The following is a 26,397-nucleotide window of genomic DNA, read 5'->3' on the forward strand; positions in this document are numbered from 1 at the left end:
GCGGAACGAGTCCGCTCGCCTCATCGCCTTGAGCAACTCGAGCGGACCACCAAGCACAGCCAAACTTGGTTTCACGTGAAACAATTTCTGTCGTTTTCCGCCATCAACTGAAGCCGCACAGAAAAAAGAATCTATAATCCCAGCTTAACTCTCCTCGCAGCACACTCCATCATGCTATTTCCGACAGAATTCGACGTGATCGTCGTTGGCGGCGGCCATGCCGGCACCGAAGCGGCTCTCGCGTCCGCGCGCATGGGGCAAAAGACCCTATTGCTTACTCACAACATCGAAACCCTCGGTGCGATGTCCTGCAATCCCTCGATCGGCGGCATCGGCAAGGGCCACCTGGTCAAGGAAGTCGACGCCATGGGCGGCGCGATGGCGATCGCCACCGACGAGGCCGGTATTCAGTTCCGCATCCTGAACTCGTCCAAGGGTCCGGCCGTGCGCGCTACCCGCGCCCAGGCTGACCGCGTCCTGTACAAGGCGGCGATCCGCTCGCGCCTGGAAAACCAGCCGAACCTGTGGCTGTTCCAGCAGTCGGTCGACGACCTGATGGTCGAAGGCGACCGCGTGGTTGGCGCCGTGACCCAGATCGGCCTGCAGTTCCGCGCCCGCGCCGTGGTGCTCACGGCGGGTACTTTCCTCGACGGGAAGATCCATGTCGGCCTGCAGAACTACACCGCCGGTCGTGCCGGCGATCCGGCCGCGGTGTCCCTGTCCGCGCGCCTGAAGGAACTGAAGCTGCCGCAAGGCCGCCTGAAAACGGGCACGCCGCCGCGCATCGATGGCCGCAGCATCGACTTTTCCGCCATGAGCGAACAGCCGGGCGACCTCGATCCGGTCCCGGTGTTTTCGTATATGGGCAACGTCGCCATGCACCCGAAACAGGTGCCGTGCTGGGTCACGCACACGAATGCCCAGACCCACGACATCATCCGCAGCGGCCTGGACCGCAGCCCGATGTACACCGGCGTGATCGAAGGCGTCGGCCCGCGCTACTGCCCGTCGATCGAAGACAAGATCCACCGCTTCGCATCAAAAGAGTCGCACCAGATCTTCCTCGAGCCCGAAGGCTTGACCACCAACGAGTTCTACCCGAACGGGATCTCGACCAGCCTGCCTTTCGACGTGCAGCTGGCCCTGGTGCGTTCGATGCGCGGCCTGGAAAACGCCTTCATCCTGCGCCCCGGCTATGCGATCGAATACGATTACTTCGACCCGCGCGGCCTCAAATCCTCGCTGGAGACCAAGGCCATCAATGGCCTGTTCTTCGCCGGCCAGATCAACGGCACCACCGGCTACGAAGAAGCGGCCGCGCAGGGCATGCTCGCGGGTATCAACGCCGCGCTGCAGACCCAGGGCCGCGACGCCTGGACCCCGGGCCGCTCGGAAGCCTACCTCGGCGTGCTGGTCGACGACCTCACGACCCAGGGCGTGGCCGAGCCTTACCGCATGTTCACCAGCCGCGCCGAATACCGCCTGTCGCTGCGCGAAGACAATGCCGACATGCGCCTGACGGAAATCGGCCGCAAGCTGGGCGTGGTCGGCGATGCGCAGTGGGAAGCCTTCGAGCGCAAGCGTGAATCGGTGGCCCGCGAACTGGAGCGCCTGCGCTCGACCTGGGTCAACCCGCGCATCCTGGCCGCCGCCGAATCCGAGCGCGTGATCGGCCAGGCCATCGAACGCGAGTACAACCTGGCCGACCTGCTGCGCCGTCCGGGCGTCGAGTACGACAGGCTGGTCACGATGCAGGGCGTCGATGGCCAGCAACTGGCCGGCCCCGGCGTCGACGATCCGGCGGTGAAGGAACAGGTCGAGATCCAGCTGAAGTATTCGGGCTATATCGACCGCCAGGCCCGCGAAGTGGAGCGCCACGACCACTATGAAAACCTGAAACTGCCGGAAAACCTGAATTACCTGGAGATCGCGGCGCTGTCGATCGAGGTCAGGCAAAAACTCGACAAGCAACGCCCGGAAACCCTGGGCCAGGCCTCGCGCATTTCCGGCGTGACCCCGGCGGCAATTTCCCTGCTGCTGGTGCACCTGAAAAAGCGCGGCGCCAAGGGCTTTAGCAATGCACCGGCGGAGGAAACGGCCGAATGAAGAATTTCGACCGCAACACCCTGTCCCAGGTACTGCGTGAGGGCATCGCCGAGATGCAGCTCGATGTCAGCCCGGCCCAGCAGGAAAAGCTGATGGATTACCTGGCCCTGATGTTCAAGTGGAATTCCGTCTACAACCTGACCTCGCTGCGCGACCCGATGCAGATGGTGACCCACCACCTGCTCGATTCGCTGGCCGCGGTACCCGCCTTCGCCAGCGCAAAGAACGTGCTGGACGTCGGCTCGGGCGGCGGTTTGCCGGGCATCGTGCTGGCCATCGTGCGCCCGGACATGAAGGTGTCGATGATCGACACCGTGCACAAGAAAACCGCCTTCCTGACCCAGGTGAAGGCGGAACTGCAGCTGGCCAACGTCACCATCTACACCATGCGGGTCGAGCAACTGCAGGTGAGCGACAAATTCGACGTCATCACCTCGCGCGCCTTTGCCGACCTCTCCGATTTCGTCAACTGGTCTTCGCACCTGCTGGCGGAGCAGGGCCGGTACATCGCCCTGAAAGGGGTGGCGCCGGCGGAAGAGCAGCAGAGGCTGCCGGCCGCATGGCGGGTGACCAAAGTGGAGCCCCTGCAGGTGCCCAGGCTAGGCGCGGAGCGCCACCTGGTGCACATCGAGAAAATTCGCGAAGCAAGCAGCTAAACGATATAAACCGTTTATACCGTATTACCAAATAAATCGTATAAATCGTTTTAATGGTATTAACGGTATGGCTTTTTGAAGGCATACATGGCGAAAATTTTTTGCGTAGCAAACCAGAAGGGCGGCGTCGGCAAGACCACCACCAGCGTCAACCTGTCCGCGGGGCTGGCCAAGCTGAACCAGCGCGTGCTGCTGGTCGACCTCGACCCGCAGGGCAACGCCACCATGGGCGCAGGCATCAACAAGGCCGGGCTGGCGTCCTCGATCTACCAGGTGCTGCTCGGCGAGGCCGATGTCGCTTCCGCGCGCCTGCGCAGCGAAGCAGGGCGCTTCGACGTGCTGCCGGCCAACCGCGAGCTGGCCGGCGCCGAAGTCGAGATGGTCGAGCTGGACAACCGCGAACGCCGCCTGAAGGACGCCCTCGCCAAGGTCGATGCCGATTACGACTTCATCCTGATCGACTGCCCGCCGGCCCTGTCGATGCTGACCCTGAACGGCCTGGTGTGCGCGCACGGCGTGATCATCCCGATGCAGTGCGAGTACTACGCGCTGGAAGGGCTGTCGGACCTGGTCAACACGATCAAGAAAGTGCACGCGAACCTGAACCACGACCTGCGCATCATCGGCCTGCTGCGGGTGATGTTCGATCCGCGCATGACCCTGTCGCAGCAGGTCTCGGCGCAGCTCGAGCAGCATTTCGGCGACAAGGTCTTCAAGACCATCATCCCGCGCAACGTGCGCCTGGCCGAAGCGCCGTCCTACGGCATTCCCGGGGTGGTGTTCGATCCTTCGTCGAAAGGCGCGCAGGCATATATCGCTTTCGGCGCCGAGATGGTCGAACGCATCAAGACCATGTAATCAACATAAAACAACGACAGTCCAACACCATGGCAACCAAAAAACTGAAGGGACTCGGCCGCGGCCTCGACGCCCTGCTCGGCGGCGACGCCCACGACACCCCGGCCGCGCCCGCCGGCAGCCCGTCCACCTTGTCGGTGACCCGCATCCAGGCCGGCAAGTACCAGCCGCGCACCCGCATGGACGACGGTTCGCTGTCCGAGCTGGCCGCATCGATCAAGAGCCAGGGCATCATGCAGCCGGTGCTGGTCCGTCCGATCAGCCCGGCGGGCGAGGTCGCTTACGAGATCATCGCCGGCGAACGCCGTTTCCGCGCGGCCCAGCTGGCCGGCCTGGAAGAGATCCCGGTGCTGGTGCGCGAGGTCGACGACCAGAACGCGGCCGCGATGGCCCTGATCGAGAACATCCAGCGCGAAGACCTGAATCCGCTGGAAGAGGCGCAGGGCATCGCGCGCCTGATCTCGGAATTCGACTTCACCCACGAGCAGGCGGCGAATGCGGTCGGGCGCTCGCGCAGCGCGGTCTCGAACCTGCTGCGCCTGGTGAACCTGGCCCAGCCGGTGCAGACCATGCTGATGGCAGGGGATATCGACATGGGGCATGCGCGTGCGCTGCTGGCGGTCGATGCCGCCAACCAGATTGCGCTGGCCAACCACGTGATCGCGAAACGCCTGTCGGTGCGCGAGACCGAGAAGCTGGTCGCCCGCACCCTGGAAGAGCAGAACGCCCCGGCCGCCACCGCGCGCCAGAAGGAAAAGTCAGGCGACATCGTGCGCCTCGAGGAAGAGCTGTCCGACCGGCTCGCCACCCCGGTGGTGTTCAAGATGGGCAACAAGGGCAAGGGTCAGATGATCATCGACTTCGCCGACTTGGACGTGCTCGAAAGTGTACTGGCGCGCCTGCGCGGCTGACCTCCCTGTAAATTTCTTACACTGTGGGTAAGTGGCAACTTACCCACAGACAACCTGCGCTTTCCCTCTTACAGAGCGACGTCGGACGCCTTTCGCCCCCTTCGCGCATTCACTGCGGTTACAGGAAAAACGCGTGCTTTCGTAGGAAATTTAACAATTTTGGGACAAAATTCTTTGTCGTTTTTACATCGACTTAAGCTTAATTTAAGACCAGAAGAGTTTGACGACGGCGTTCATAAGCCCTTATAATCCCGCTGATTCATGTAATTACCATACCGTAACTCGGTTCCACCACGGCTGGCGCGAAAGAAAAATAACAATGTTGCGCCTGGTCTCCCTGCAAATGCTAGTAACAGTCGTGGCCGGCATGATTGCCGGACTGCTGGGGGGATGGTCTGCGATGTTTTCGGCGGTATTGGGCGGGTTATGTTGTGTTGTTCCGAACGGTGTCATGGCCGTGCGCCTGTTCGCCAGCGCGCAAAAGCCGGGCGGCGCGAACCCTGCCACATTTTTCATCTGGGAATTCGTAAAGATTGCTTTAACGCTGGCGCTGCTGTACATAACGGCGCGGCTTTACCACGATCTGAACTGGTTCGCCCTGCTGGGCGGGTTCATCGTGGCGCTAAAAAGTTACATCATCTTAATATTTAGGCAGAAACAATGACGAGTCCAACGGTAGAAAATGCAGCGGGGCATGCACCCACTGCAGGAGAATATATTTCCCACCACCTGGGTCACCTGACCAATGTCCACCAGGGCTTTATCGTGGACTTCAAGGTCATCAACTACGATACCGTCTTCTGGTCCATCCTGATGGGCGTTATCGGCGTCTTCGTTCTGTGGCTCGGCACGCGCCGCGCCACCTCGGGTGTACCGGGTCGTTTCCAGGGCGCCATTGAAGCTGTCGTCGAGATGGTCGAAGACCAGTCGAAATCCATCATCCACGGCGATCGCCGCTTCATCGCGCCGCTGGCCCTGACCGTGTTCGTCTGGGTGTTCCTGATGAACTGCCTGGACTTCCTGCCGGTCGATCTGTTCGCCGCCATCCTGCGCGCCATGGGCATGGGCGAGATGCACTTCCGCATCGTCCCGACCGCCGACCTGAACGGTCCGCTGGGCATGTCGCTGGGTGTGCTGGCCGTGGTCCTGTTTTACAACCTGAAGGTCAAGGGCGTGGGCGGCTGGGTGCATGAGCTGTTCGCCGCGCCGTTCGGTATTTATATGGCTCCGTTCAACTTCCTGTTGAACATGATCGAATACGCAGCACGTACGGTGTCGCTCGGCATGCGACTGTTCGGCAACATGTACGCCGGCGAGCTGCTGTTCCTGTTGATTGCTCTGCTTGGCGCACTGGCTGGCCCGTTCGGTATCGTTGGCCAAATCGTCGCCGGTTCGGCTTGGGCAATCTTCCACATCCTGATCGTGCTCCTCCAAGCTTTCATCTTCATGATGCTGACGCTGGTGTACATCGGTCAGGCCCACGAGAGCCACTGACCGACGCGATCGCAAGAACGAACAAGATAGTGGTAGTAAAGAGTTGTAAATTTTTAATTTTTTAAATTAACTTTTGGAGTAAATCTAATGACTGACTATTCTTACATTGCGCTGGCTTGCGGTCTGATCATCGGCCTGGGTGCAATTGGTGCCTGTATCGGTATCGCTCTGATGGGCGGCAAATACCTGGAAGCTTCGGCACGTCAGCCTGAACTGATGAACACCCTGCAGACCAAGATGTTCCTGCTGGCCGGCCTGATCGACGCGGCATTCCTGATCGGTGTTGGTATCGCAATGCTGTTCGCATTCGCAAATCCGTTCCACGCCTAATCGAAACACCATTCGATTCTGACTAGCCGAACCTCCCCCGGTTCGGCATCCGTTTTTGTGAGAAGGAATTTACCGTGAATCTGAACGCAACTCTGTTTGTTCAGTTCGTGGTCTTCTTCATCCTGGTGTTCGTCACGATGAAATTCGTGTGGCCGCCGGTGATGAAAGCGCTCGACGAGCGCGCCGAGAGGATCGCGAACGGCCTCGCCGCAGCTGACCGTGGCAAGGCAGAAATGGCCGCCGCCGAAAAACGCATCGCCGCCGAACTGGCTGCGACCCGTGACGAAAGCGCCAAGCGCATCGCCGACGCTGAAAAGCGCGCCCAGGCGATCATCGAAGACGCCAAGCAGACCGCTGCCGTCGAAGCCGCACGCATCGTCGAAGGTGCCAAGGCTGACGCCGAGCAGCAAGTGACCCGCGCGCGCGAAGAACTGCGTGCCCAGGTGGCTGCGCTGGCCGTTGCCGGCGCCGAGCAGATCCTCAAGCGCGAAGTGAACGCAGCGGCCCACGCCGACCTGCTGAACCGCCTGTCGACCGAGCTCTGATCATGGCTGAGTTCGCAACCGTCGCCCGCCCCTACGCCGAAGCGCTGTTCCGTGTCGCCCAAAACGGCGACATGGCGGCCTGGACCAACATCGTCTCGGACCTGGCCCAGATCGGCGCCAATCCGGACGTGCAGGCTTTTGCCAGCAATCCGAACGTCACGGCGGCACAACTGGCCGAGACGATTGCGTCGCTGGTCAAGTCGCCGCTGAACGCCGAAGCGAAGAACTTCATCGCCATGCTGGCCGAAAACGGCCGTATCGCGCTGCTGCCGGAAATCGCCGCCCAGTTCACCGTGCTGAAGAATGCACAGCTGGGCGCCGCCGACGCCACCGTCTACAGCGCGTTCGACATCTCGGCAGACCAACTGAACTCGGTGGTCGCCGTGCTGGAAAAGAAATTTGGCCGCAAGCTCAACCCCACGGTCGAAGTCGACCCGTCGCTGATCGGTGGTGTGCGCGTGGTCGTTGGTGACGAAGTGCTGGATACCTCGGTCCGCGCGAAGCTGCAGCAAATGCACAACGCGCTGGTGGCCTGAGGATCTTTGCACCGTCTTCCGCGTCCAAGCACTTGCCCAACGCATCAAGAAACTATTAGGAGTTAGCACTCATGCAACTTAATTCGTCTGAAATCAGCGAACTGATCAAGAGCCGCATCCAGGGCCTCGAAGGTTCGGCTGATGTTCGTAACCAAGGCACGGTGATTTCCGTCGCCGACGGTATCTGCCGCATCCATGGTCTGTCGGACGTGATGCAGGGCGAGATGCTGGAATTCCCGGGTAACACCTTCGGTCTGGCGATGAACCTCGAGCGCGACTCGGTCGGCGCCGTGATTCTGGGTGCTTACGAGCACATCTCCGAAGGCGATACCGTCAAGACCACCGGCCGCATCCTGGAAGTGCCGATCGGTCCGGAACTGCGCGGCCGCGTCGTCAACGCACTGGGCCAGCCGATCGACGGCAAGGGTCCGGTCGACGCCAAGATGACCGCCCCGATCGAAAAGATCGCCCCGGGCGTGATCGCGCGTGAATCCGTGTCGCAGCCGCTGCAGACCGGCATCAAGTCGATCGACGCGATGGTGCCGATCGGCCGTGGCCAGCGTGAGCTGATCATCGGCGACCGCCAGACCGGTAAATCGGCTGTCGCAGTCGACGCGATCATCAACCAGAAGGGCCAGGGCGTCACCTGCGTGTACGTCGCGATCGGCCAGAAGGCCTCGACCATCAAGAACATCGTCCGCTCGCTGGAAGAGCACGGCGCGATGGAGTACACCATCGTGGTCGCCGCTTCCGCTTCGGAATCGGCTGCGATGCAGTACATCTCGGCCTACTCGGGCTGCGCGATGGGCGAATACTTCCGCGACCGCGGCGAAGACGCGCTGATCGTCTATGACGACCTGTCGAAGCAAGCTGTTGCTTATCGCCAGATCTCGCTGCTGCTGCGCCGTCCGCCGGGCCGCGAAGCCTACCCGGGCGACGTGTTCTACCTGCACAGCCGCCTGCTGGAGCGCGCCGCGCGCGTGAACGCCGACTACGTGTCCGCCTTCACCAACGGCGCCGTGACCGGCAAGACCGGTTCGCTGACCGCACTGCCGATCATCGAAACCCAGGCCGGCGACGTCTCGGCATTCGTGCCGACCAACGTCATCTCGATTACCGACGGTCAGATCTTCCTGGAAACCTCGCTGTTCAACGCCGGTATCCGTCCGGCGATCAACGCCGGTATCTCGGTGTCGCGCGTCGGTGGCGCAGCCCAGACCAAGGTCATCAAGAACCTGTCCGGCGGTATCCGTACCGACCTGGCGCAGTACCGTGAACTGGCCGCGTTCGCGCAGTTCGCGTCGGACCTGGACGAGTCGACCCGCAAGCAGCTGGACCGCGGTGCACGCGTGACCGAACTGCTGAAGCAGAAGCAGTTCTCGCCGCTGCCGGTCTCGCTGATGGCTGCCTCGCTGTTCGCCGTCAACAAGGGCTATTTCGACGACATCGAAGTCAAGCGCGTGCTGGATTTCGAAGCCGGTCTGCACAACTTCCTGAAGTCGAGCCACGGTGCCCTGCTGTCGAAGATCGACGACACCAAGGTTCTGGACAAGGACGGCGAAGCAGCGCTGGCCGCCGCCATCGCCGATTTCAAGAAGTCGTTCTAAGCGCGGCTTTCTGATGGATCGCAGGACGGGGAGCAATCCCCGTCCGCATAAGGAGTAAGGGCTCATGGCAGCAGGCAAAGAGATACGTGGCAAGATCAAAAGCGTAGAAAATACGAAGAAGATCACCAAGGCGATGGAAATGGTCGCCGCGTCCAAGATGCGCAAGGCGCAGGACCGGATGCGCGCCGCCCGTCCCTACAGCGAGAAGGTCCGTAACATCACGGCCAACCTCGCCACTGCGAATCCGGAGTACACCCACGCGTTCATGGCCCAGGCCAAGGACGTCAAGGCGAAAGCCGTCGGCTTCATCGTCGTCACGACCGACAAGGGTCTGTGCGGCGGCATGAACACCAACGTGCTGCGCCAGGTGACGCAGAAGACCCGCGAGCTGGAAGCCGCGGGCAAAAGCATTGAAGTCGTTGCAATCGGTAACAAGGGCCTGGGCTTCCTGAGCCGCATCGGCGTGAAGGTCGTCTCCAGCGTGACCCAGATCGGCGATACCCCGCACCTGGAAAAGCTGATCGGCCCGATCAAGGTCATGCTCGACGCCTACCAGGATGGTCAGCTGGACGCGGTGTACCTGTGCTACACCAAGTTCATCAACACCATGCGCCAGGAACCGGTGGTCGAGCAACTGCTCCCGCTGCCGGCCAAGGCACTGGAAGCCGACCGCGGCAGCCACTCGTGGGACTACATCTACGAGCCGGACGCGCAAGTGGTCATCGACGAGCTGCTGATGCGCTACGTCGAGGCGCTGATCTACCAGGCGGTGGCCGAGAACCTGGCGTCGGAGCAGTCCGCGCGCATGGTGGCGATGAAGGCCGCAACCGACAACGCGGGCAACGTCATCGGCGAGCTGAAGCTGGTCTACAACAAGACCCGCCAGGCAGCGATTACGAAAGAACTCTCCGAGATCGTGTCGGGCGCAGCTGCAATCAGCAGCTAAGCGCTGCAAGCGACCTCTCGTAACGAAATTAAAACTATATCTGAAGGAACGAACATGGCTGATGGCAAAATCGTTCAGTGTATCGGTGCAGTGGTTGACGTGGAATTCCCGCGTAACGCCATGCCGAAGGTGTACGACGCACTGAAAATGGAAGGCTCCGAACTGACCCTGGAAGTGCAGCAGCAGCTGGGTGACGGCATCGTCCGTACCATTGCGCTGGGCAGCTCGGAAGGCCTGCGTCGCGGCATGACCATTCAAAATACCGGCAAGCCGATCATGGTGCCGGTGGGTAACGCTACCCTGGGCCGTATCATGGACGTGCTGGGCAACCCGATCGACGAGCGCGGCCCGGTCAACGCCGAGACCACTGCATCGATCCACCGCACCGCCCCGGTGTACGACGAGCTGTCGCCGTCGCAGGACCTGCTGGAAACCGGCATCAAGGTGATCGACCTGGTCTGCCCGTTCGCCAAGGGCGGTAAGGTCGGCCTGTTCGGCGGCGCCGGCGTGGGCAAGACCGTCAACATGATGGAACTGATCAACAACATCGCGAAGGCGCACTCGGGTCTGTCCGTGTTCGCCGGCGTCGGTGAGCGTACCCGCGAAGGTAACGACTTCTACCACGAGATGGCCGATGCCAAGGTCGTCGACCTGGACAACCTGCCGAACTCGAAGGTCGCGATGGTCTACGGCCAGATGAACGAACCGCCGGGCAACCGTCTGCGCGTCGCGCTGACCGGCCTGACCATGGCGGAAGCGTTCCGTGACGAAGGCAAGGACGTTCTGTTCTTCGTCGATAACATCTACCGTTACACCCTGGCCGGTACCGAAGTCTCGGCACTGCTGGGCCGTATGCCGTCCGCGGTGGGCTACCAGCCGACCCTGGCCGAAGAGATGGGCCGCCTGCAGGAGCGCATCACCTCGACCAAGACCGGTTCGATCACCTCGATCCAGGCCGTGTACGTCCCTGCGGATGACTTGACCGACCCGTCGCCGGCAACCACCTTCGCCCACCTGGACTCGACCGTCGTGCTGTCGCGTGACATCGCTTCGCTGGGTATCTACCCGGCCGTGGACCCGCTGGACTCGACCTCGCGCCAGCTGGACCCGCTGGTCGTCGGCGAAGAGCACTACTCGACCGCGCGCGCCGTGCAGGGCACCCTGCAGCGCTACAAGGAACTGCGTGACATCATCGCGATTCTGGGCATGGACGAACTGGCGCCGGAAGACAAGCTGGTCGTGGCACGCGCTCGCAAGATGCAGCGTTTCCTGTCGCAGCCGTTCCACGTCGCTGAAGTGTTCACCGGCGCACCGGGCAAGTACGTTTCGCTGAAAGACACGATCAAGGGCTTCAAGATGATCGCGTCGGGCGAACTGGACCACCTGCCGGAGCAGGCGTTCTACATGGTCGGCACCATCGAAGAAGCGATCGAGAAGGCCAAGAAGCTGGCTGCTTGATCAAGCCGACTTCAAAGGACACTTATGGCAAACACTATTCACGTAGACGTCGTCTCGGCCGAAGAGCAGATCTTTTCGGGCGAAGCCGAGTTCGTCGCGTTGCCGGGTGAATCGGGTGAGCTGGGTATCTACCCGATGCACACCCCCTTGATCACGCGTATCCGTCCGGGCGCCGTGCGCATCACGGTGCCGGGCCAGAGCGAAGAGGAATTCGTCTTCGTCGCGGGCGGCATCCTGGAAGTCCAGCCGAAAGGCGTGACCGTCCTGGCCGACACCGCGATCCGCGGCGCCGACCTGGACGAAGCGAAAGCCCAGGAAGCCAAGCGCAAGGCTGAAGAGCTGATGCTGAACAAGGAATCGCAGATCGACTACGCCAAGGCGCAAGCCGAACTGGCGGCCGCGATCGCCCAGCTGGCGGCCATCGCCAAGCTGCGTCACAAGGGACGCTGATCGCTGTTGCTTGGTGATCAAAAAGAAGGCAGCCTGCGGGCTGCCTTTTTTCTTGTCTGACCGTTCTGGAAATACGGCCTCTCGTCCTTATCTAGCAGGGATCACGACGATGGCTTGAAAGGACTGATAATGAAACAAGAAACCGCAATCCTCGCAGGCGGCTGCTTCTGGGGCATGCAGGACCTGATCCGCAAGATGCCGGGCGTACTGGCGACCCGGGTCGGCTATTCCGGCGGCGATGTGCCGAACGCCACCTACCGCAACCACGGCACGCACGCCGAGGCGATCGAGATCGTGTTCGATCCGGAACAGATCAGCTACCGGCGCCTGCTCGAGTTCTTCTTCCAGATCCACGACCCCAGCACGGCCAACCGCCAGGGCAACGATATCGGCGCCAGCTACCGCTCCGCGATCTTTTATACCAACGACGCGCAGAAAGAAGTCGCGCTGGACACGATCCAGGACGTCGACGCCTCCGGCCTCTGGCCCGGCAAGGTCGTGACCGAAGTAAAACCCGCCGGCCCATTCTGGGAAGCGGAACCGGAGCACCAGGATTACCTGGTCAAGCATCCGAACGGTTATACCTGCCACTTCGTCCGCAAGGACTGGCGCCTGCCTCACCGCGACGGCCGCGCCGCCTGAAGCGGCGCCAGCCCTCAGCCGCCTGGCGCAGACGCCGCCTGCGCCAGCTTGAGCGCCACCTTGTGCCGGAAATAGCCATCCTGTACGTAGCGGTACAGGTTGGCACCCGGGCACACGGTCTGCTTCGAGAAATCGCGGTGGCTGGCGATGTGGTCCAGGGGCACCTGATATTTGTGGGCCAGCAGCGCCATCAAGTTCACCACGGCGTCCAGCTGCTGCTGGTTCGGCTCGACTTCCTCGAAATTCCCGACCACCTCGATCAGCGCGTGACCGGTCGGGTCGTATTCCGTGTTGGTGTCGCCGGCATAGTCGATCTTCCTGCCTTCGTAGATGCGGCCGTCGAGGTCGATGATGTAGTGGTAGGGGATGTCCAGCCAGTGTTTCGTCCTGCGCGACCAGTTTTGAAGATTGCGCAGGTACTGCCGCGGATCGGTGCCGGGCCTGAAAGGCTCGCCCTGGTGATGCAGGGTGATGTGGGTGATGGTCTGGCGCTGCGCGCGGGAGGCGTCGGCCGGGGTGCCGCCCCAGCTCGCGACGGGGACGATGCCGCGTTCGACCTCGGGCAGGGACTGGGCCGCCGCGCCAACGCAGGCGAACAACAGCAGGGAAAGGATGAGGGCAGGGCGGATCGTCATGGTGCGGGTTTCATGCGCCGGGGCGCGATATAAAGATGATAAGCTGGCCATGACGATAACATAGCGAGCCCAGCATGCGAACCATCGAACAAATCCTCAAGACCGCCAAGACCGTCGCCGTGGTCGGCCTGTCGAACAAACCGGAACGCGCCAGCTACGAGGTGGCGGAATACCTGCAATCGCAGGGCTACGAGATCCTGCCCGTGAACCCGGCCTATGCCGGCCAGCAGATCCTCGGCCGCACCGTCTACGCCACCCTGCAGGAAGCCGCCGACACGCTGGCGAAGGATGGCCGGCGCATCGACGTGGTCGACTGCTTCCGCAAATCCGAAGACATCCCGCCGGTCGCCAAGGATGCCATCCATGTGCGCGCCGGCACCCTGTGGATGCAGCTCGGGATCGAGAACCAGGCCGCGGCCGACCTGGCGCGCGCAGCCGGGCTGGACGTCGTCATGAACCACTGCATGCTGATCGAGCACCGCAAGCTGGAAGCCCGGGCATGAAGACCCTCGAACGCTTCCGCGCCCCGAAGGCACTCAAGCTGCGCGACGAGGACGCCGGCCTGACGCCGCTGCGCGAAAAGAATGGCGACGAAAAGAACGGCAAGAACGGCGGCGCCAAGCAGCGTGAGCGAGCGCTGACTAGCGAGCTGATCTGTAAAATCGGCCACCTCCAGGAAATGCTGTTCGCCAGCCGCAGGCAGAAGCTGCTCCTGATCCTGCAAGGCATGGACACGTCCGGCAAGGACGGCACCACGCGCGCGCTGTTCGCGGAATCGCAGATCAGTCCGATGGGCCTGCAGGCCACCGGCTTCAGCGCGCCCAGCGAACGCGAACGGGCCCACGACTACCTATGGCGCGTGCATGCGCATGTGCCGGGCAATGGCATGATCGCCGTCTTCAACCGCAGCCATTACGAGGATGTGCTGGTGCCGCGCGTGCTGGGCGATATCGACGGCAAGGAAACCAAGCGCCGCTACGCCCAGATCCGCGATTTCGAGCGCATGCTGTCCGAGACCGGGACCACGATCATGAAGGTGTTCCTGCACGTCTCGAAGGACGAGCAGAAGAAACGCCTGCAGGAGCGCCTGGACGATCCGGAAAAGCACTGGAAGTTCGACCCGGTCGACCTCGAGGCGCGCGCGCAGTGGGATGCCTACCAGCGCGCCTACGAGGATGCGATCGACGCCACCAATGCCAACCACGCGCCCTGGTACATCGTGCCGGCCGATTCCAAGACCCACCGCAACCTGATCGTCGCCAACCTGCTGCTGGAGACCATGGAAGCGATGAAACTGTCGTGGCCGGCGCCGAAGGCCGACCTCGCCAAGGTCAAGGTGGACTAGAATGGTATTTTTTTAACCCTGACCTTCGCCGCCATGTCCAAGACCACCACCCTGCTGTTCTCCCTCGGCGCCGCTTTAGTCTCCAGCTTCGCCGCCACCGTGCCCGCCCAGGCCCAGAACGCATCGGCCGCGATGGCGCCGGCCGCGGCGCCGGCGTCCTGCCCGGCCGTGCTGAAGCACACCTTCAAGCGCCTGCAGGACGAGGCGCCGCAAGACCTCTGCCAGTATGCCGGCAAGGTGGTATTGGTGGTGAACACGGCCAGCTACTGCGGTTATACGCCGCAATACCAGGGCCTGGAGGCGCTGTACGCCAAGTACGCGGCGCGCGGCCTGGTGGTGCTGGGCTTCCCGTCGAACGATTTTAAACAGGAATCGAGCGACGCCAAGAAGATCGCCGACCTCTGCTACAACACCTATGGCGTGAAGTTCCCGATGTTCGCCTCCAGCGTGGTGAGCGGCGCCGATGCGAATCCGCTGTACACCGAGCTGATCAAGGCGACCGGCAACCAGCCGAAGTGGAATTTCAACAAATACCTGATCGACCGTAACGGCAAGGTGGTCGAGTACTTCCCGAGCAAGGTCACGCCGCAGGATCCGGCCCTGGTGGGCAAAATCGAGCAGGCGCTCGGCGGCTGAGCGATCAGGCTGCGCGCCGGATCGTGGCGCGCAGCGGCCCGCGCAGCGCATTGCAGACTACGATCTCCTGCGCGCGCTCCAGGGTCTCGCGCGAGATCGGGCATTCGATCGCATTCCAGGCAGGATCCTCCAGCAGCAGGCCGCGCATCACGCCGGGCAGCACGCCCGAGGACAGCGGCGGCGTGTACCAGCGCTCGCCGACCCGCACGAACACGCTGCTGCGCCCGCCCTCGGCCAGTTCGCCGCGCTCGTTGAAGAACAGGGTGTCGAAGGCGCCCACGCTGTCGGCAGCCTTCCAGGCGGCGTCGTAGCGGCTGCGGATGTTGGTCTTGTGGCGCGCGAACAGGGCCGTGGAGTCGACCGGCTCGTCCGACAGCAGTACCTCGACCGGACCTTCCAGGGGCGCAAGCGGCGCCGTATGCACCACGACCTCGCCGTCCGGCTGCAGGGCCAGGCGCAGGCGGTGCGGCGACTTCCCGGGCAGCACCGCACAGGCGGCGATGGCGCCGGCCCGCGCGACTTCCTCGGTGAACGGAAAGCCGAAGTAGGCGCTCGATGCCCGCAGGCGCGCCAGGTGGCGTTCCAGGTGGCGACAGCCGTCTTCGCGGGTGGCAAGCATGGTCTCGAAGATCTCGAAGGCGTTCGGCAGGCCGGTCAGGAAGCGCGCCTTCAGCTGGCACTCCGCGTACTCCGCGGCGGGATCGCTGTCGTACACGATGCCGGCCCCGACCCCGAGTTCGCCGCGCCGCACGCCGTTGTGCTCGGGGTGCAGCACCAGGGTGCGGATCGGCACCGACAGACAGAAGTCACCTGACTGCGCGCCGGACGCGGGCGGATCCATCCAGCCCAGCGCGCCCGTGTAGATGCCGCGCGGCGCCGGTTCCAGCTCGTGGATGATCTCCATGGTGCGGCGCTTCGGTGCGCCCGTGATCGAGCCGCAGGGGTACAAGGCGTCGAAGATGCCGCCGAGAGAAACCCCCTCGGCCAGCTGGGCCTGGACGGTGGACGTCATCTGCAGCACGCTGCTGAAGCGGCGCACTTCGAACAGGGCCGGCACACCGACGCTGCCGGTGCGCGCGATCCGTCCGAGGTCGTTGCGCAGCAGGTCGACGATCATCAAATTCTCGGCGCGGTTCTTCGGATCGGCCGCCAGCGCGCTGGCGCGCACGGCATCGAGCTCCTCGTCGCCGCTGGCGGGCGCGGTGCCCTTCATCGGCCGCGCCAGCAGACGTCCGGCGTCGTGGCGCACGAACAGCTCGGGCGACAGCGACAGCACGGTGCGGCCGTCCGGCAGCCTGAGCAGCGCGCCGTAGGGCACCGGCTGGCGCTCGCGCAGGCGCGCGTACAGCGCGTAGACGGAGCCGAAGGCGTCGAAACGGATCCGGTAGGTGTAGTTGACCTGGTAGGTATCGCCGGCGGCGATGTAGTCGCGGATGCGCCCGATGGCGCGCGTAAAACCGGCTTCGTCGACGTTGGCGCGCACATCGGCGATCCCGGCCGGGCCGCCGCCGGCGGCGCGTTCGGCCAACCAGCTGCCGACTTCGTCCGCAGACATCAGCGTGTAGCCCTGGAACAGCAGCACCTGGGCCAAGGGCGAGTCCTGGGCTGGCGCAGGCGGCACGATCCCGAGCAGCTGCTCGCCCAGCTCGTAGTCCAGCACCGGCACCGCGTGCAGGCCGGACGCCAGGGCTTCCTGCAGGCGCGCCAGCAGGGCCGGCCATTCTTCCAGCGTGTAGCAGGCCAGCATGCCCGCATAGCCGTGGTACAGGCGCGAGCGCGACGGCGGCGCTGCGTCCGGCGTGGCGTTGTCGAGCAGGGCGAAAACCGGGCTGTCGTCCATGACGGGACTCACGTGCTCAGGCGGCGAGCAGCAGCGACAGCTGCAGCGCGCTGTTTTCCGCCGGGTGCTGGCGGAAGCCGCTCTTGGCGAAACGGTGCCAGCGTCCGGTCACATAGGACACCAGCAGGCTGGCGCGCGCGCCGACGTCTTCCTCGCGCCCGTGGCCCTGGGTGACGGCGACCCGCAGGGCTCCCTTGAACGCCAGCTCGACCTTGTCATAGAACTGGTTCATGCGCGACTGCAGGCGTTCGTCCTCGCCGACCAGGGCGTCGCCGATCAGCACCCGGGTCATGCCCGGATTGTTGGCGGCGAACGAGAGCAGCATCTGCAGCATCGCATGGGCCTGGGCCACGCCGTCGTCCTCGCGTGCCGTGATCTGGTTGCACACGCCGAACACGCTGGACTCGATGAATTCGATCAGTCCCTCGAACATCTGGGCCTTGCTGGCGAAGTGGCGGTACAGCGCCGCTTCCGACACCGACAGTTTGGCAGCCAGCGCCGCGGTCGTGATCTTCTCGCCCTTCGGTTGTTCCAGCATCGCCGCCAGGGCCTGGAGGATCTGCAGTTTTCGTTGGCCCGGCTTGGTGCTTGCCATGTTGTCCCGGTTCTCCGTGTTCAGGTCGATGAGCGCAGCCGGCGCAGGTGCGACGGCAGCTGAAGCACGGATTTTACTTTGACATCGACATAGGCGGGTCGTTTTACCATCTTCGGCAGAGGGGCTTTGCCGATCGGATCGCTCATGCGCAGGTATTGCGTGACCCAGGCGGTGCGCACGCCGACGCGCTTGGCGTGCTTGAGGTTGACCAGGGTATCCTCGACCAGCACGCAGCGATGCGGCGCCAGTCGGTGCTTGCGCAGCAGGCGCCGCAGCATCAGCGTCGACGGCTTCGGGCGCAGCTGGCGGTGCACGTGCATGTCCTCGATCGCGATGTGGTGCGAGAAATGACGATGCAGGCCCATGTGGCGCATGACCTCGGTCGAATACGCGGTCGGCGCGTTCGTCAGCAGGATCTTGCGGCCGGGCAGGCGCTTCATCAGGCGCGCCAGGCCGCGCTCCCAGCGCACCATCTCGCGCAGCGCTTGCAGATCGTGGGTCTCGCGCAGGAAATCGGCGGCGTCGACCTGGTGGTGACGGATCATGCCGAGCAGGGTGGCGCCGTAGCGCTTCCAGTAGCCGAGCCGGGCCGCGTTCACCGCCTCGATGCTGGCCGGCGTGACGCCGTCGCCGAGCACGCGCGCGATATAGGTGTTCATGTTGGCGCTAATCGCCGGAAAGATCGCGTGGGACGCGTCGTGCAGGGTGTTGTCGAGGTCGAACAGCCAGACGGGGGAGGGCTTGGGCACAGTGCGATTCCTTGATAAAAAAAATGCCTCCGCGAGGGAGGCATTTTTTCTGAATCTGGCGGAGCGGACGGGGCTCGAACCCGCGACCCCCGGCGTGACAGGCCGGTATTCTAACCAACTGAACTACCGCTCCAGATGGTGCCCTTGACGTGGATTGAACACGTGGCCTCTCCCTTACCAAGGGAGTGCTCTACCACTGAGCTACAAGGGCATCGCTACTTCGTTTCGAAGCGACTTGAATCGCTGCAAAATTTCAGTGAGACCGGATCATAGTGCCAAAGGCCTGTTCGGTCAAGACTTCCAGCAATAAACTGTGTTCAATGCGCCCGTCGATGATGTGCACGGTATTGACGCCGGACTTGGCGGCGTCCAGCGCCGACGAGATTTTCGGCAGCATGCCGCCCGAAATCGTGCCGTCCGCGAACATCTCATCGATCTCGCGCGCCGACAGGTCGGTCACCAGATTGCCCTGTTTGTCCTGCACGCCGGCGATGTTGGTCATCATGATCAGCTTTTCGGCTTTCAGGATTTCCGCGATCTTGCCGGCGACGACGTCGGCATTGATGTTGTAGGCCTGGCCATCCTGGCCGAAGCCGATCGGCGAGATGATCGGGATGAAGGCGTCATCCTGCAGGGCTTTCACCACGGCCGGATTGATCGCCTCGATTTCGCCGACGAAGCCGATGTCGAGGAACTCGCCCGGCTTTTCCTTGTCCGGCATCGCCATGCGGCGCGCACGGATCAGGCCGCCGTCCTTGCCGGTCAGGCCGACCGCCTGGCCGCCGTAGTGGTTGATCAGCATGACGATGTCCTGCTGGACTTCGCCGCCCAGCACCCACTCGACCACTTCCATGGTCTCTTCGTCGGTGATGCGCATGCCTTGCACGAAGGTGCCCTGCTTGCCGATCTTTTTCAGGGCGTTGTCGATCTGCGGACCGCCGCCATGCACCACGACCGGGTTCATGCCGACCAGCTTCAGCAGGATGACGTCGCGCGCGAAGCCGTGCTTCAGGCGTTCGTCGGTCATCGCGTTGCCGCCGTATTTGATGACGATGGTTTTTCCGTGGAAATTACGGATATAGGGAAGTGCTTCGGCCAGGATCTGCGCCTTGATCTGCGGCGAGACCGCAGTCAGGTCGTTCTTCTGGTCGTCGCCCGTCATTGTGCTCAGCGTAGCGTTCATTAGGGGTCCAAAAAGAATTTGCGAGATTTTACAGGCAATGGCCCGTCGCAGTGCGCATTATAAAGGCAGCTTGTTGTATTTTCCGGCCCGCCCCGTTAAGGTGGGGCCATGAGCACTTGTATTCGTTGCGGCGCGGCGTTCGGCTGCGCCATGGTCGATGGCGGCACCGAGCCCTGCTGGTGCACCGCCTTGCCGCCGGTCGTGCCGGTACCATCCGGCGCGCGGGCGCCCGCAGCCGGCTGCTGGTGTCCCGCCTGTCTGCGCCAGCATATCGCGCAACAGGCCGGCGCGTCGCCGGACACGTCCGGAGCAGCGTGAAGCCTCAACGCCGGGTACGGAAGAAACGCATCATTTCGCGGCTGGCGTCCGGGCCCTTGGCGTCCGTATAGGTGCCGAGGACATTCCCCCCCGACCAGGCATGGCCGAAGCCGTGCACCAGCCAGTGTTCCGCGTGGATCGTGCCGTCCGGATGGCTGTGCACGGTGCGCGTGTAGGCATGGCCATCGGGCACCCGGCCCGGCTCGACCACCACCTGTTCTCCCGTGTGGCGGCGCCGGCGCCGGATCAGCTCCTCGCCATTCGCCGGGTGTACCGTGGTGTCCTGGTCGCCGTGGAACACGATGATCGGCAGTTCGCGCACCTTGTTGCCCTTGGGGCGGCGGAAATCGCCTTTCATGGCGGCCATCGCCGTCGGCAGGTCGTGCGCGGCCGCGAAAGGCAGGCCGGAATGCACGCCCACCGCCGCGTACAGCTCGGGATACAGCGTGCCCAGGATGGCCGACATCGCGCCGCCGGCCGACAGGCCCGCCACGTACACCTGTTCCGGATCGACCGCATAGCGCGCCATCAGGTCGCGCGTCAGCCCGGCGATGATCGACGGTTCGCCCTGGTCGCGCTGCTGGTCGACCGCATTGAACCAGTTCCAGCAGCGGTGCGCATTCGCCTGCTGCGACTGGGCCGGATACACGACCAGGCAATTCCACTCCTCGGCCAGCGCGTTCATGCCGGTGCCGAGCGCAAAGTCGTCGGGATTCTGGGTGCAGCCGTGCAGCATCACCAGCAGCGGCGAAGGCTGGCCGGTATAGCTGCCCGGGACGTACAGCTTGTAGTCGCGGGTGCCGGCGTCGTTGGTGAAGGAACCGTCGATGAAGCGCCCGGGCAGGCCGATCGCGGCCGCACCGCTCGACAGCGGCGGCGCATTGAAGGGATTCACGGACTGGCCGATACGGCTCAGGCCGGCCAGCATGTCGGAAGCGGAATCGATATTCACCGGCTTGGCGGCCGGCTTCAATTTCCGCGCCGGGTGCATGCTGGAGGCAGTCTTGATCGATTCCCGCATCACGGTGCGCGCCACGGAGGGGCCGCGGCGCATCAGGGAACGGGTGGCGGCGCGCATCTGCGCCAGCAGTTTATTGCTTAGGGTCATCGGCCCTCCTTGTGATTGGCCATGCCGCAGTCTTGGTCGGAAAGCTTGCGTCAACCTGACAGCGTGGTACAAGCGCAAACCGACCGGATACGGTAATCTGCGCAGCATGAGTCCAACATTTCAGCCGGGGATCCGGTTCGAGTGGCGTTACACGGTACCTGAACGGGCGACCGTGCCGCAGCTCTACCAAGATACCCCATTCTGCCTCGACATGCCGGAGGTGCTCGCTACCGGATACATGGTCGGGATGATGGAGCTTGCCTGTGTGCATGGCATGATGCCTTACATGGACTGGCCCCGCGAACAGAGCCTGGGCACCATGGTCAGCTTCCAGCACCTGGCGCCGACGCCGCCCGGCATGACCCTGCATGTGAAGGGGGAGGTCATCGAAGTCGAGGGCCGCCGCGTGCGTTTCAAGGTCGAAGCCTGGGACGATGTCGAACGCATCTGCGAAGGCATCCACGAACGCCATGTGATCGACCCGGCGCGCTTCCAGGCCAGACTGGCAAGCAAGATCGACAAAGCTGCATCGACATGACGAATCCGGAAGACCGCACCCCTGTCCCATCCCCCTGCATCAACGTGTGCCGCATGGTCCGCGAGACCGGCCTGTGCGAAGGCTGCCTGCGCACCATCGACGAGATCGTCGCGTGGGGCACTGCCTCCGACGCTGACAAGCGCGCCGTGTGGGCCGAGATCCGGCGCCGCGAAGCCCGGCTGTTCGAGTGATGCGGCTGCCGGCCTCGATGCGGGTGTTCGAGCGCGGCTGGCTGTCCGCCAACAACATCCTGTTCCTCGGCCGCGACCAGACCACCCTGGTCGACAGCGGCTACGTGACGCATGCCGGCCAGACGCTGGCGCTGGTCCGGCAGGCGCTCGGCACGCGGGCGCTGGACCGCGTCGCCAACACCCATCTGCACGCCGACCATTGCGGCGGCAACGCAGCCTTGCAGGAAGCCTTCGGCTGCCGGATCGCGATTCCCGCCTTCGAGGCCGATAAAGTCCGCGACTGGGACGAGGACGCGCTCAGTTATCGGGCCACCGGCCAGCAGTGCGCACGATTTACCTTCGACGAGACGCTGTCGCCGGGCGCGGTGCTGGCGATGGGCGACCTGCACTGGCAGGTCCTGAGCGCGCCGGGCCACGATCCGCACGCGCTGCTGTTCTGGTGCGCAGGCGAGGGCATCCTGATCGCCGGCGACGCCCTGTGGCAGAACGGTTTCGGGGTGGTCTTCCCGGAACTGGCCGGCGAACCGGGTTTCGCCGATGTGCGCGCCACGCTCGACCTGATCGCCTCGCTCGATGCGCGCCTGGTCATTCCCGGCCACGGCGCGCCGTTCACCGACGTCGAGGCGGCCCTGCAGCGGGCCCGGTCGAGGCTGGATTACCTGGCCGCCGACCCGGTGCGCAATGCCGAGAACGCCGTCAAGGTCCTGCTGAAATTCCTGCTGCTCGAGCGCCGCGCCATGCCGCTGGCCGACGTCGACGCCCTGTTCGGCACGGTGCCGCTGCTGGTGCTGGCGCGCCAGCGTTTCTTGAGGCGGCCGGCCGCCGAGCTGGCGCAGTGGGCGATGACGGCGCTGGTCAAGGCCGGCGCGGCGCGCATCGAAGGCGACCTGCTGGTGGATGCCTGAATTAGAGTCGAGAATCTAGCACGGTCGTGCTTTTTTGAATCTATAATCGGGCAGTGGTCCGATCAACCCTTCATTGCAAACTTCACCGGGAACATCCATGGCGCTGCCTACCGTCCTGCAAGACCTTTCCTTACCCGTCATCGCGTCGCCGATGTTCATCGCCAGCGGCCCGGCCCTGGTCGCCGCGCAGTGCAAGGCTGGCATCGTCGGTTCCTTCCCGGCGCTGAACGCGCGCCCGGCCGAGCAGCTCGACGTCTGGCTGACCGAACTGCAGCGTGAACTGGCCGACTACCAGGCAGCGCATCCCGATCAAAAGCTCGGTCCGATCGCCGTGAACCAGATCGTGCACCAGTCGAATGACCGCCTGGCGCATGACGTCGAGGTCTGCGTGAAGCACCAGGTGCCGATCATCATTTCCTCGCTGCGCGCGCCGCCGCAGGAGATGCTGGATGCGGTGCACGCCTACGGCGGCATCGTGCTGCACGACGTGGTCTCGATCCGCCATGCCGAGAAGGCGCTGGAAGCGGGCGTCGACGGCCTGATCCTGGTCGCGGCCGGCGCCGGCGGCCATGCGGGGGCTTTGTCGCCGTTCGCGCTGGTGGGGGAGGTGCGCAAGTTCTTCGACGGTCCGATCGCCCTGTCCGGTGCAATCGCCACCGGCGACGCGATCCTGGCGGCGCAGGCCATGGGCGCCGACTTCGCCTACATCGGCTCGCGCTGGCTGGCGACCAGGGAATCGAACGTCAGCGAGGCCTACCGCGACGCGATCGTGGACTCGAGCGCGGCGGACGTCGTGTACACCAACCTGTTTACGGGCGTGCACGGCAACTACCTGAAAAAATCGATCGTGGCGGCCGGGCTGGATCCGGACAACCTGCCGGTGTCGGACAAGAGCAAGATGAGTTTCGGCGCCGGCAGCGCCAAGGCCTGGCGCGACATCTGGGGCGCGGGGCAGGGCGTCGGGTTGATGGACGATGTGCCGACGGTGGCGGAGATGGTGGAGCGGTTGAAACAGCAGTATCAGGCGGCCAGGGAAAGACTGGGCCTGAAGGCGTGAGTTAGCCGGCGAGCCGTCGTCCCCGCGCAGGCGGGGACCCGAGTTCGGCGATCAGCGCGAACGTGTAAAGGCTATTTCACGTAAACCTGGGTTCCCGCCTGCGCGGGAACGACGTTCAAACGCGGTTTCGGCCGCGCGCCTCAAGCCGCGGGCGCCGCCGGCGGTGCTTCCTCCACCTGCTTGTCTTCTTCCTTGATCACCCACAGCCCCGGCAGGTTACGCCAGTAGCCATGCGCATCCATGCCGAAGCCGACCACGAACTTGTTCGGGATGGTCAAGCCGACGATATCCGCCTGCACCGGCTTCTTGCGGCCCAGGTCCTTGTCGGCGAACACGGCCAGGATCACCTCGGCCGCGCCCATGTCGAGCAGGCGCTGCTTCACGTGGGCCAGGGTCTCGCCTTCGTCGAGGATGTCGTCGACCACGATGATGGTGCGGCCCGCCACGTTCTGGCGCGGAATCACCTTCCACACGACTTCACCGCCGCGGTCCAGGTCGCCGTAGCGGGTGACGTGGATGTAGTCGAATTCGAGCGGGAAGCTGAGTTGCGGCAGCAGGTGGCCGGTGAAGACCACCGCGCCACCCATCACGCCCAGCACCAGCGGGAAGGCGCCGATGGCGTCGTTGTCGAAACGTGCGTTCAGCACGTCGGCGACATTGCGCACCGCGGTCTGGACGGTGTCGGCGCTGACGAGTTCTTCGGCACGGGAGAGCAGTTCGCGGGCGCGGTTGTAGTGGAAATCCTGTTCTTGCATAGTTTATCGTGAGAAAAAGAATTCAAGTCCGATTATCCGTCAGAATGCCGCCGGCTGCGATTCGCTTGCTCCGGGCAGATCGACAGATTGATGTTCCAACGCAATCAGGCTCCTGCGCCACATCCGGACAGAGGGGCGTATCATACGCAGATTGGAGAATCCACAACACATAAAAATCCCGAATATGTCAGCAACCGACACCACTGCCCTGCGCGCCGAACGTCTTGCCCAGCTGCGCGCCGCGATGGCGCGCCACCAGGTCGACGCCTTCATCGTTCCCTCCGCCGACCCGCACCTGTCCGAGTACCTGCCCGGGCGCTGGAAAGGGCGCGAATGGCTGTCGGGCTTCACCGGCTCGGTCGGCACCTTCATCGCCACCCGGGATGTCGCCGGCGTCTGGACCGACGGCCGCTATTACACCCAGGCCGAGCAGGAACTGGCGGGCACCGAGATCCGCCTGATGAAGATCCCGTCGGGCGCCAGCCTGCTGCACATCGACTGGCTGGCCGACACCATGCAGCCCGGCCAGACCGTCGCCGTCGACGCCCGCGTGCTGGGCCTGGCCGTGGCGCGCCTGCTGGAAGACGCATTGACGGCGCGCGGCGTCAAGCTGCGCACGGATCTCGACCTGCTGGACGAGATCTGGAGCGACCGTCCCGGCCTGCCGCCCGAGGCCGTGTACGAGCACGAGGCGCCCTACGCCTGCACCTCGCGCGCCGACAAGCTGCACGCGACCCGCAACGCGATGGCGAAACTGGGCGCCGAGCGCCATTTCATCTCGACCCTGGACGACATCGCCTACCTGTTCAACCTGCGCGGCGCCGACGTCAGCTACAACCCGGTGTTCGTGGCCCATGCGCTGGTCGAGCCGTCGGGCGCGACGCTGTTCGTCGCCGAGGGCAAGATCCCGGCCGCGCTGCGCGAGCGCCTGGCGCAGGATGGCGTGCGCGTCGCCCCGTACGACCAGGCGGCCCGGGCCTTGGCCGCGCTACCGGCGGACAGCGCCCTGCTGCTCGATCCGCGCCGCGTCACCGCCGGCATGCGCCAGGCCGTACCCGCGGGCGTGCGCGTGGTCGAGGCGATCAACCCGACCACCTTCGCCAAGTCGCGCAAGCTGCCGCCCGAAGCCGACCACGTGCGCGACGCCATGGAGCAGGACGGCGCGGCCCTGTGCGAATTCTTCGCCTGGCTCGAACCGACCCTGCTTGATGCCGACCGCGCGCCGCTCACCGAGCTCATGATCGACGAGCAGATCACCGCGGCGCGCGCGCGCCGTCCGGGCTTCGTGAGCCCCAGCTTCGGCACCATCGCCGGCTTCAACGCCAACGGCGCGATCATGCATTACCGCGCCACGCCCGAGAACCATGCCGTGATCGAGGGCGACGGCCTGCTGCTGATCGACTCGGGCGGCCAGTACCTGGGCGGCACCACCGACATCACCCGCGTGGTCCCGGTCGGCACGGCATCAAGCGCGCAGAAGCGCGACTTCACGCTGGTGCTGAAAGGGATGATCAACCTGTCGGTGGCGCGCTTCCCGCGCGGCACCCGCGGCCCGATGCTGGACGCCCTGGCGCGTGCGCCGATCTGGGCCGCCGGCATCGACTACGGCCACGGCACCGGCCACGGCGTCGGCTACTTCATGAACGTGCACGAAGGCCCGCAGGTGATCTCGCCGACCGCCATGCCCGAGCCGCACACCGCGATCGAGCCGGGCATGATCACCTCGAACGAGCCGGGCATCTACCGCCCCGGCCACTGGGGCATCCGCATCGAGAACCTGGTGCTGGCCCAGGTGGCCGAGACCACGGAGTTCGGCGAGTTCCTCGGCTTCGAAACGCTGACCCTGTGCCCGATCGACACCCGCTGCATCGACATGTCCCTGATGCGCGGCGACGAGGTCGCGTGGCTGAACGACTACCACCGCAGCGTGCGCGCACGCCTGCTGCCGCTGGTCGACGGCGCCGCGCGCGACTGGCTCGAACAACGTACCCGGGAGATCTGAG

Annotated in this window: 30 protein-coding genes and 2 tRNA genes; 23 read left to right on the forward strand and 9 right to left on the reverse strand. The window is 64.1% G+C overall.

Annotated features, from left to right (window positions below; all coding sequences use genetic code 11):
- Window positions 1–171 precede the first annotated feature (171 nt).
- The 14 genes from mnmG (at window position 172) to msrA (ending at window position 12,539) form a co-directional block, all read left to right on the forward strand.
- On the forward strand, window positions 172–2,106 hold the full coding sequence (gene mnmG, locus AM586_RS15350) for a tRNA uridine-5-carboxymethylaminomethyl(34) synthesis enzyme MnmG (RefSeq protein ID WP_052234353.1): 1,935 nt from the start codon (window positions 172–174) through the stop codon (window positions 2,104–2,106).
- Window positions 2,103–2,762, forward strand: a complete 660-nt coding sequence (gene rsmG, locus AM586_RS15355; protein ID WP_052234352.1) for a 16S rRNA (guanine(527)-N(7))-methyltransferase RsmG — start codon at window positions 2,103–2,105, stop codon at window positions 2,760–2,762. The genes mnmG and rsmG overlap by 4 nt, the downstream gene beginning before the upstream one ends.
- Window positions 2,763–2,849: 87 nt before the next feature.
- Window positions 2,850–3,620 carry a ParA family protein gene (locus AM586_RS15360; RefSeq protein ID WP_052234351.1) on the forward strand — a complete coding sequence of 257 codons (771 nt, stop codon included), beginning with the start codon at window positions 2,850–2,852 and terminating at the stop codon, window positions 3,618–3,620.
- Between the two features lie 29 nt (window positions 3,621–3,649).
- Window positions 3,650–4,531: a ParB/RepB/Spo0J family partition protein gene (locus tag AM586_RS15365; protein WP_052234350.1), complete on the forward strand. Its 882-nt coding sequence runs from the start codon at window positions 3,650–3,652 to the stop codon at window positions 4,529–4,531.
- Between the two features lie 319 nt (window positions 4,532–4,850).
- Window positions 4,851–5,195, forward strand: coding sequence for an ATP synthase subunit I (locus AM586_RS15370; protein ID WP_052234349.1), 345 nt, complete (start codon window positions 4,851–4,853; stop codon window positions 5,193–5,195).
- A complete protein-coding gene (atpB, locus tag AM586_RS15375) occupies window positions 5,192–6,025 on the forward strand; it encodes a F0F1 ATP synthase subunit A (protein WP_052234348.1) in 834 nt (277 codons plus the stop codon). Before AM586_RS15370 ends, atpB begins: the two co-directional genes overlap by 4 nt.
- Window positions 6,026–6,112: 87 nt before the next feature.
- Window positions 6,113–6,355, forward strand: a complete 243-nt coding sequence (atpE, locus tag AM586_RS15380; RefSeq protein ID WP_052234347.1) for a F0F1 ATP synthase subunit C — start codon at window positions 6,113–6,115, stop codon at window positions 6,353–6,355.
- A 74-nt stretch (window positions 6,356–6,429) separates the two neighbouring features.
- Window positions 6,430–6,900: a F0F1 ATP synthase subunit B gene (locus AM586_RS15385; protein ID WP_052234346.1), complete on the forward strand. Its 471-nt coding sequence runs from the start codon at window positions 6,430–6,432 to the stop codon at window positions 6,898–6,900.
- A gap of 2 nt (window positions 6,901–6,902) precedes the next feature.
- On the forward strand, window positions 6,903–7,436 hold the full coding sequence (locus AM586_RS15390; RefSeq protein ID WP_052234345.1) for a F0F1 ATP synthase subunit delta: 534 nt from the start codon (window positions 6,903–6,905) through the stop codon (window positions 7,434–7,436).
- Window positions 7,437–7,507: 71 nt separating this feature from the next.
- Window positions 7,508–9,043 (forward strand): F0F1 ATP synthase subunit alpha, encoded by a 1,536-nt coding sequence (gene atpA, locus AM586_RS15395; RefSeq protein WP_052234344.1) that lies wholly within the window; start codon window positions 7,508–7,510, stop codon window positions 9,041–9,043.
- A gap of 64 nt (window positions 9,044–9,107) precedes the next feature.
- Window positions 9,108–9,989, forward strand: a complete 882-nt coding sequence (gene atpG / locus AM586_RS15400; protein ID WP_052234343.1) for a F0F1 ATP synthase subunit gamma — start codon at window positions 9,108–9,110, stop codon at window positions 9,987–9,989.
- A 54-nt stretch (window positions 9,990–10,043) separates the two neighbouring features.
- Window positions 10,044–11,447, forward strand: coding sequence for a F0F1 ATP synthase subunit beta (gene atpD / locus AM586_RS15405; protein WP_052234342.1), 1,404 nt, complete (start codon window positions 10,044–10,046; stop codon window positions 11,445–11,447).
- A 24-nt stretch (window positions 11,448–11,471) separates the two neighbouring features.
- Window positions 11,472–11,897, forward strand: coding sequence for a F0F1 ATP synthase subunit epsilon (locus AM586_RS15410; RefSeq protein ID WP_052234341.1), 426 nt, complete (start codon window positions 11,472–11,474; stop codon window positions 11,895–11,897).
- Window positions 11,898–12,026: 129 nt separating this feature from the next.
- Window positions 12,027–12,539, forward strand: a complete 513-nt coding sequence (gene msrA, locus AM586_RS15415) for a peptide-methionine (S)-S-oxide reductase MsrA (protein WP_052234340.1) — start codon at window positions 12,027–12,029, stop codon at window positions 12,537–12,539.
- Window positions 12,540–12,553: 14 nt separating this feature from the next.
- Here the strand turns inward: msrA and AM586_RS15420 are convergent, their stop codons facing one another.
- Window positions 12,554–13,174, reverse strand: a complete 621-nt coding sequence (locus AM586_RS15420) for a peptidoglycan recognition family protein (RefSeq protein WP_052234339.1) — start codon at window positions 13,172–13,174, stop codon at window positions 12,554–12,556.
- Between the two features lie 74 nt (window positions 13,175–13,248).
- Between AM586_RS15420 and AM586_RS15425 the strand changes: the two genes are divergently transcribed.
- From AM586_RS15425 to AM586_RS15435, 3 genes are read left to right on the forward strand one after another with little or no spacing between them, the layout of a single operon-like run.
- A complete protein-coding gene (locus tag AM586_RS15425; protein ID WP_052234338.1) occupies window positions 13,249–13,677 on the forward strand; it encodes a CoA-binding protein in 429 nt (142 codons plus the stop codon).
- Window positions 13,674–14,519, forward strand: a complete 846-nt coding sequence (locus AM586_RS15430; protein ID WP_052234337.1) for a PPK2 family polyphosphate kinase — start codon at window positions 13,674–13,676, stop codon at window positions 14,517–14,519. Before AM586_RS15425 ends, AM586_RS15430 begins: the two co-directional genes overlap by 4 nt.
- A gap of 33 nt (window positions 14,520–14,552) precedes the next feature.
- Window positions 14,553–15,155: a glutathione peroxidase gene (locus tag AM586_RS15435; protein WP_052234336.1), complete on the forward strand. Its 603-nt coding sequence runs from the start codon at window positions 14,553–14,555 to the stop codon at window positions 15,153–15,155.
- A gap of 4 nt (window positions 15,156–15,159) precedes the next feature.
- On the opposite strand, the gene pabB is transcribed toward AM586_RS15435, so the two are convergent.
- The 6 genes from pabB to argB all read right to left on the reverse strand — a co-directional run bounded on the left by pabB (window position 15,160) and on the right by argB (window position 19,522).
- Window positions 15,160–16,995 carry an aminodeoxychorismate synthase component I gene (gene pabB / locus AM586_RS15440; RefSeq protein WP_052234335.1) on the reverse strand — a complete coding sequence of 612 codons (1,836 nt, stop codon included), beginning with the start codon at window positions 16,993–16,995 and terminating at the stop codon, window positions 15,160–15,162.
- 16 nt (window positions 16,996–17,011) lie between these two features.
- Complete coding sequence (gene slmA / locus AM586_RS15445) at window positions 17,012–17,590, reverse strand: nucleoid occlusion factor SlmA (RefSeq protein ID WP_052234334.1); 579 nt, start codon at window positions 17,588–17,590, stop codon at window positions 17,012–17,014.
- 20 nt (window positions 17,591–17,610) lie between these two features.
- The gene (locus AM586_RS15450; RefSeq protein WP_052234333.1) at window positions 17,611–18,339 is read right to left on the reverse strand and encodes an HAD-IA family hydrolase; all 729 of its coding nucleotides are present in this window, start codon (window positions 18,337–18,339) and stop codon (window positions 17,611–17,613) included.
- A 56-nt stretch (window positions 18,340–18,395) separates the two neighbouring features.
- A tRNA-Asp gene (locus AM586_RS15455) sits at window positions 18,396–18,472 on the reverse strand.
- 3 nt (window positions 18,473–18,475) lie between these two features.
- A tRNA-Thr gene (locus tag AM586_RS15460) sits at window positions 18,476–18,550 on the reverse strand.
- Window positions 18,551–18,592: 42 nt separating this feature from the next.
- Window positions 18,593–19,522: an acetylglutamate kinase gene (gene argB / locus AM586_RS15465; protein WP_197416498.1), complete on the reverse strand. Its 930-nt coding sequence runs from the start codon at window positions 19,520–19,522 to the stop codon at window positions 18,593–18,595.
- A gap of 108 nt (window positions 19,523–19,630) precedes the next feature.
- Here argB and AM586_RS15470 point away from each other — a divergent pair, with 108 nt between their 5' ends.
- Window positions 19,631–19,840, forward strand: a complete 210-nt coding sequence (locus AM586_RS15470; RefSeq protein WP_082439356.1) for a cysteine-rich CWC family protein — start codon at window positions 19,631–19,633, stop codon at window positions 19,838–19,840.
- 4 nt (window positions 19,841–19,844) lie between these two features.
- Here the strand turns inward: AM586_RS15470 and AM586_RS15475 are convergent, their stop codons facing one another.
- Complete coding sequence (locus AM586_RS15475; protein WP_052234331.1) at window positions 19,845–20,948, reverse strand: PHB depolymerase family esterase; 1,104 nt, start codon at window positions 20,946–20,948, stop codon at window positions 19,845–19,847.
- A 211-nt stretch (window positions 20,949–21,159) separates the two neighbouring features.
- Here AM586_RS15475 and AM586_RS28875 point away from each other — a divergent pair, with 211 nt between their 5' ends.
- The 4 genes from AM586_RS28875 to AM586_RS15495 all read left to right on the forward strand — a co-directional run bounded on the left by AM586_RS28875 (window position 21,160) and on the right by AM586_RS15495 (window position 23,639).
- Complete coding sequence (locus AM586_RS28875; protein WP_373995245.1) at window positions 21,160–21,486, forward strand: thioesterase family protein; 327 nt, start codon at window positions 21,160–21,162, stop codon at window positions 21,484–21,486.
- The gene (locus AM586_RS15485) at window positions 21,483–21,677 is read left to right on the forward strand and encodes a DUF1289 domain-containing protein (protein WP_052234329.1); all 195 of its coding nucleotides are present in this window, start codon (window positions 21,483–21,485) and stop codon (window positions 21,675–21,677) included. The genes AM586_RS28875 and AM586_RS15485 overlap by 4 nt, the downstream gene beginning before the upstream one ends.
- Complete coding sequence (locus tag AM586_RS15490) at window positions 21,677–22,582, forward strand: MBL fold metallo-hydrolase (protein WP_052234328.1); 906 nt, start codon at window positions 21,677–21,679, stop codon at window positions 22,580–22,582. Before AM586_RS15485 ends, AM586_RS15490 begins: the two co-directional genes overlap by 1 nt.
- Window positions 22,583–22,679: 97 nt before the next feature.
- Window positions 22,680–23,639, forward strand: coding sequence for a nitronate monooxygenase family protein (locus tag AM586_RS15495; protein ID WP_052234327.1), 960 nt, complete (start codon window positions 22,680–22,682; stop codon window positions 23,637–23,639).
- Between the two features lie 140 nt (window positions 23,640–23,779).
- On the opposite strand, the gene AM586_RS15500 is transcribed toward AM586_RS15495, so the two are convergent.
- Window positions 23,780–24,394, reverse strand: coding sequence for a hypoxanthine-guanine phosphoribosyltransferase (locus AM586_RS15500; protein WP_052234326.1), 615 nt, complete (start codon window positions 24,392–24,394; stop codon window positions 23,780–23,782).
- A 184-nt stretch (window positions 24,395–24,578) separates the two neighbouring features.
- Between AM586_RS15500 and AM586_RS15505 the strand changes: the two genes are divergently transcribed.
- On the forward strand, window positions 24,579–26,396 hold the full coding sequence (locus AM586_RS15505) for an aminopeptidase P family protein (protein ID WP_052234325.1): 1,818 nt from the start codon (window positions 24,579–24,581) through the stop codon (window positions 26,394–26,396).
- Window position 26,397 lies beyond the last annotated feature (1 nt).

It is taken from the genome of Massilia sp. WG5 (assembly GCF_001412595.2).
Classification (GTDB): domain Bacteria; phylum Pseudomonadota; class Gammaproteobacteria; order Burkholderiales; family Burkholderiaceae_D; genus Telluria.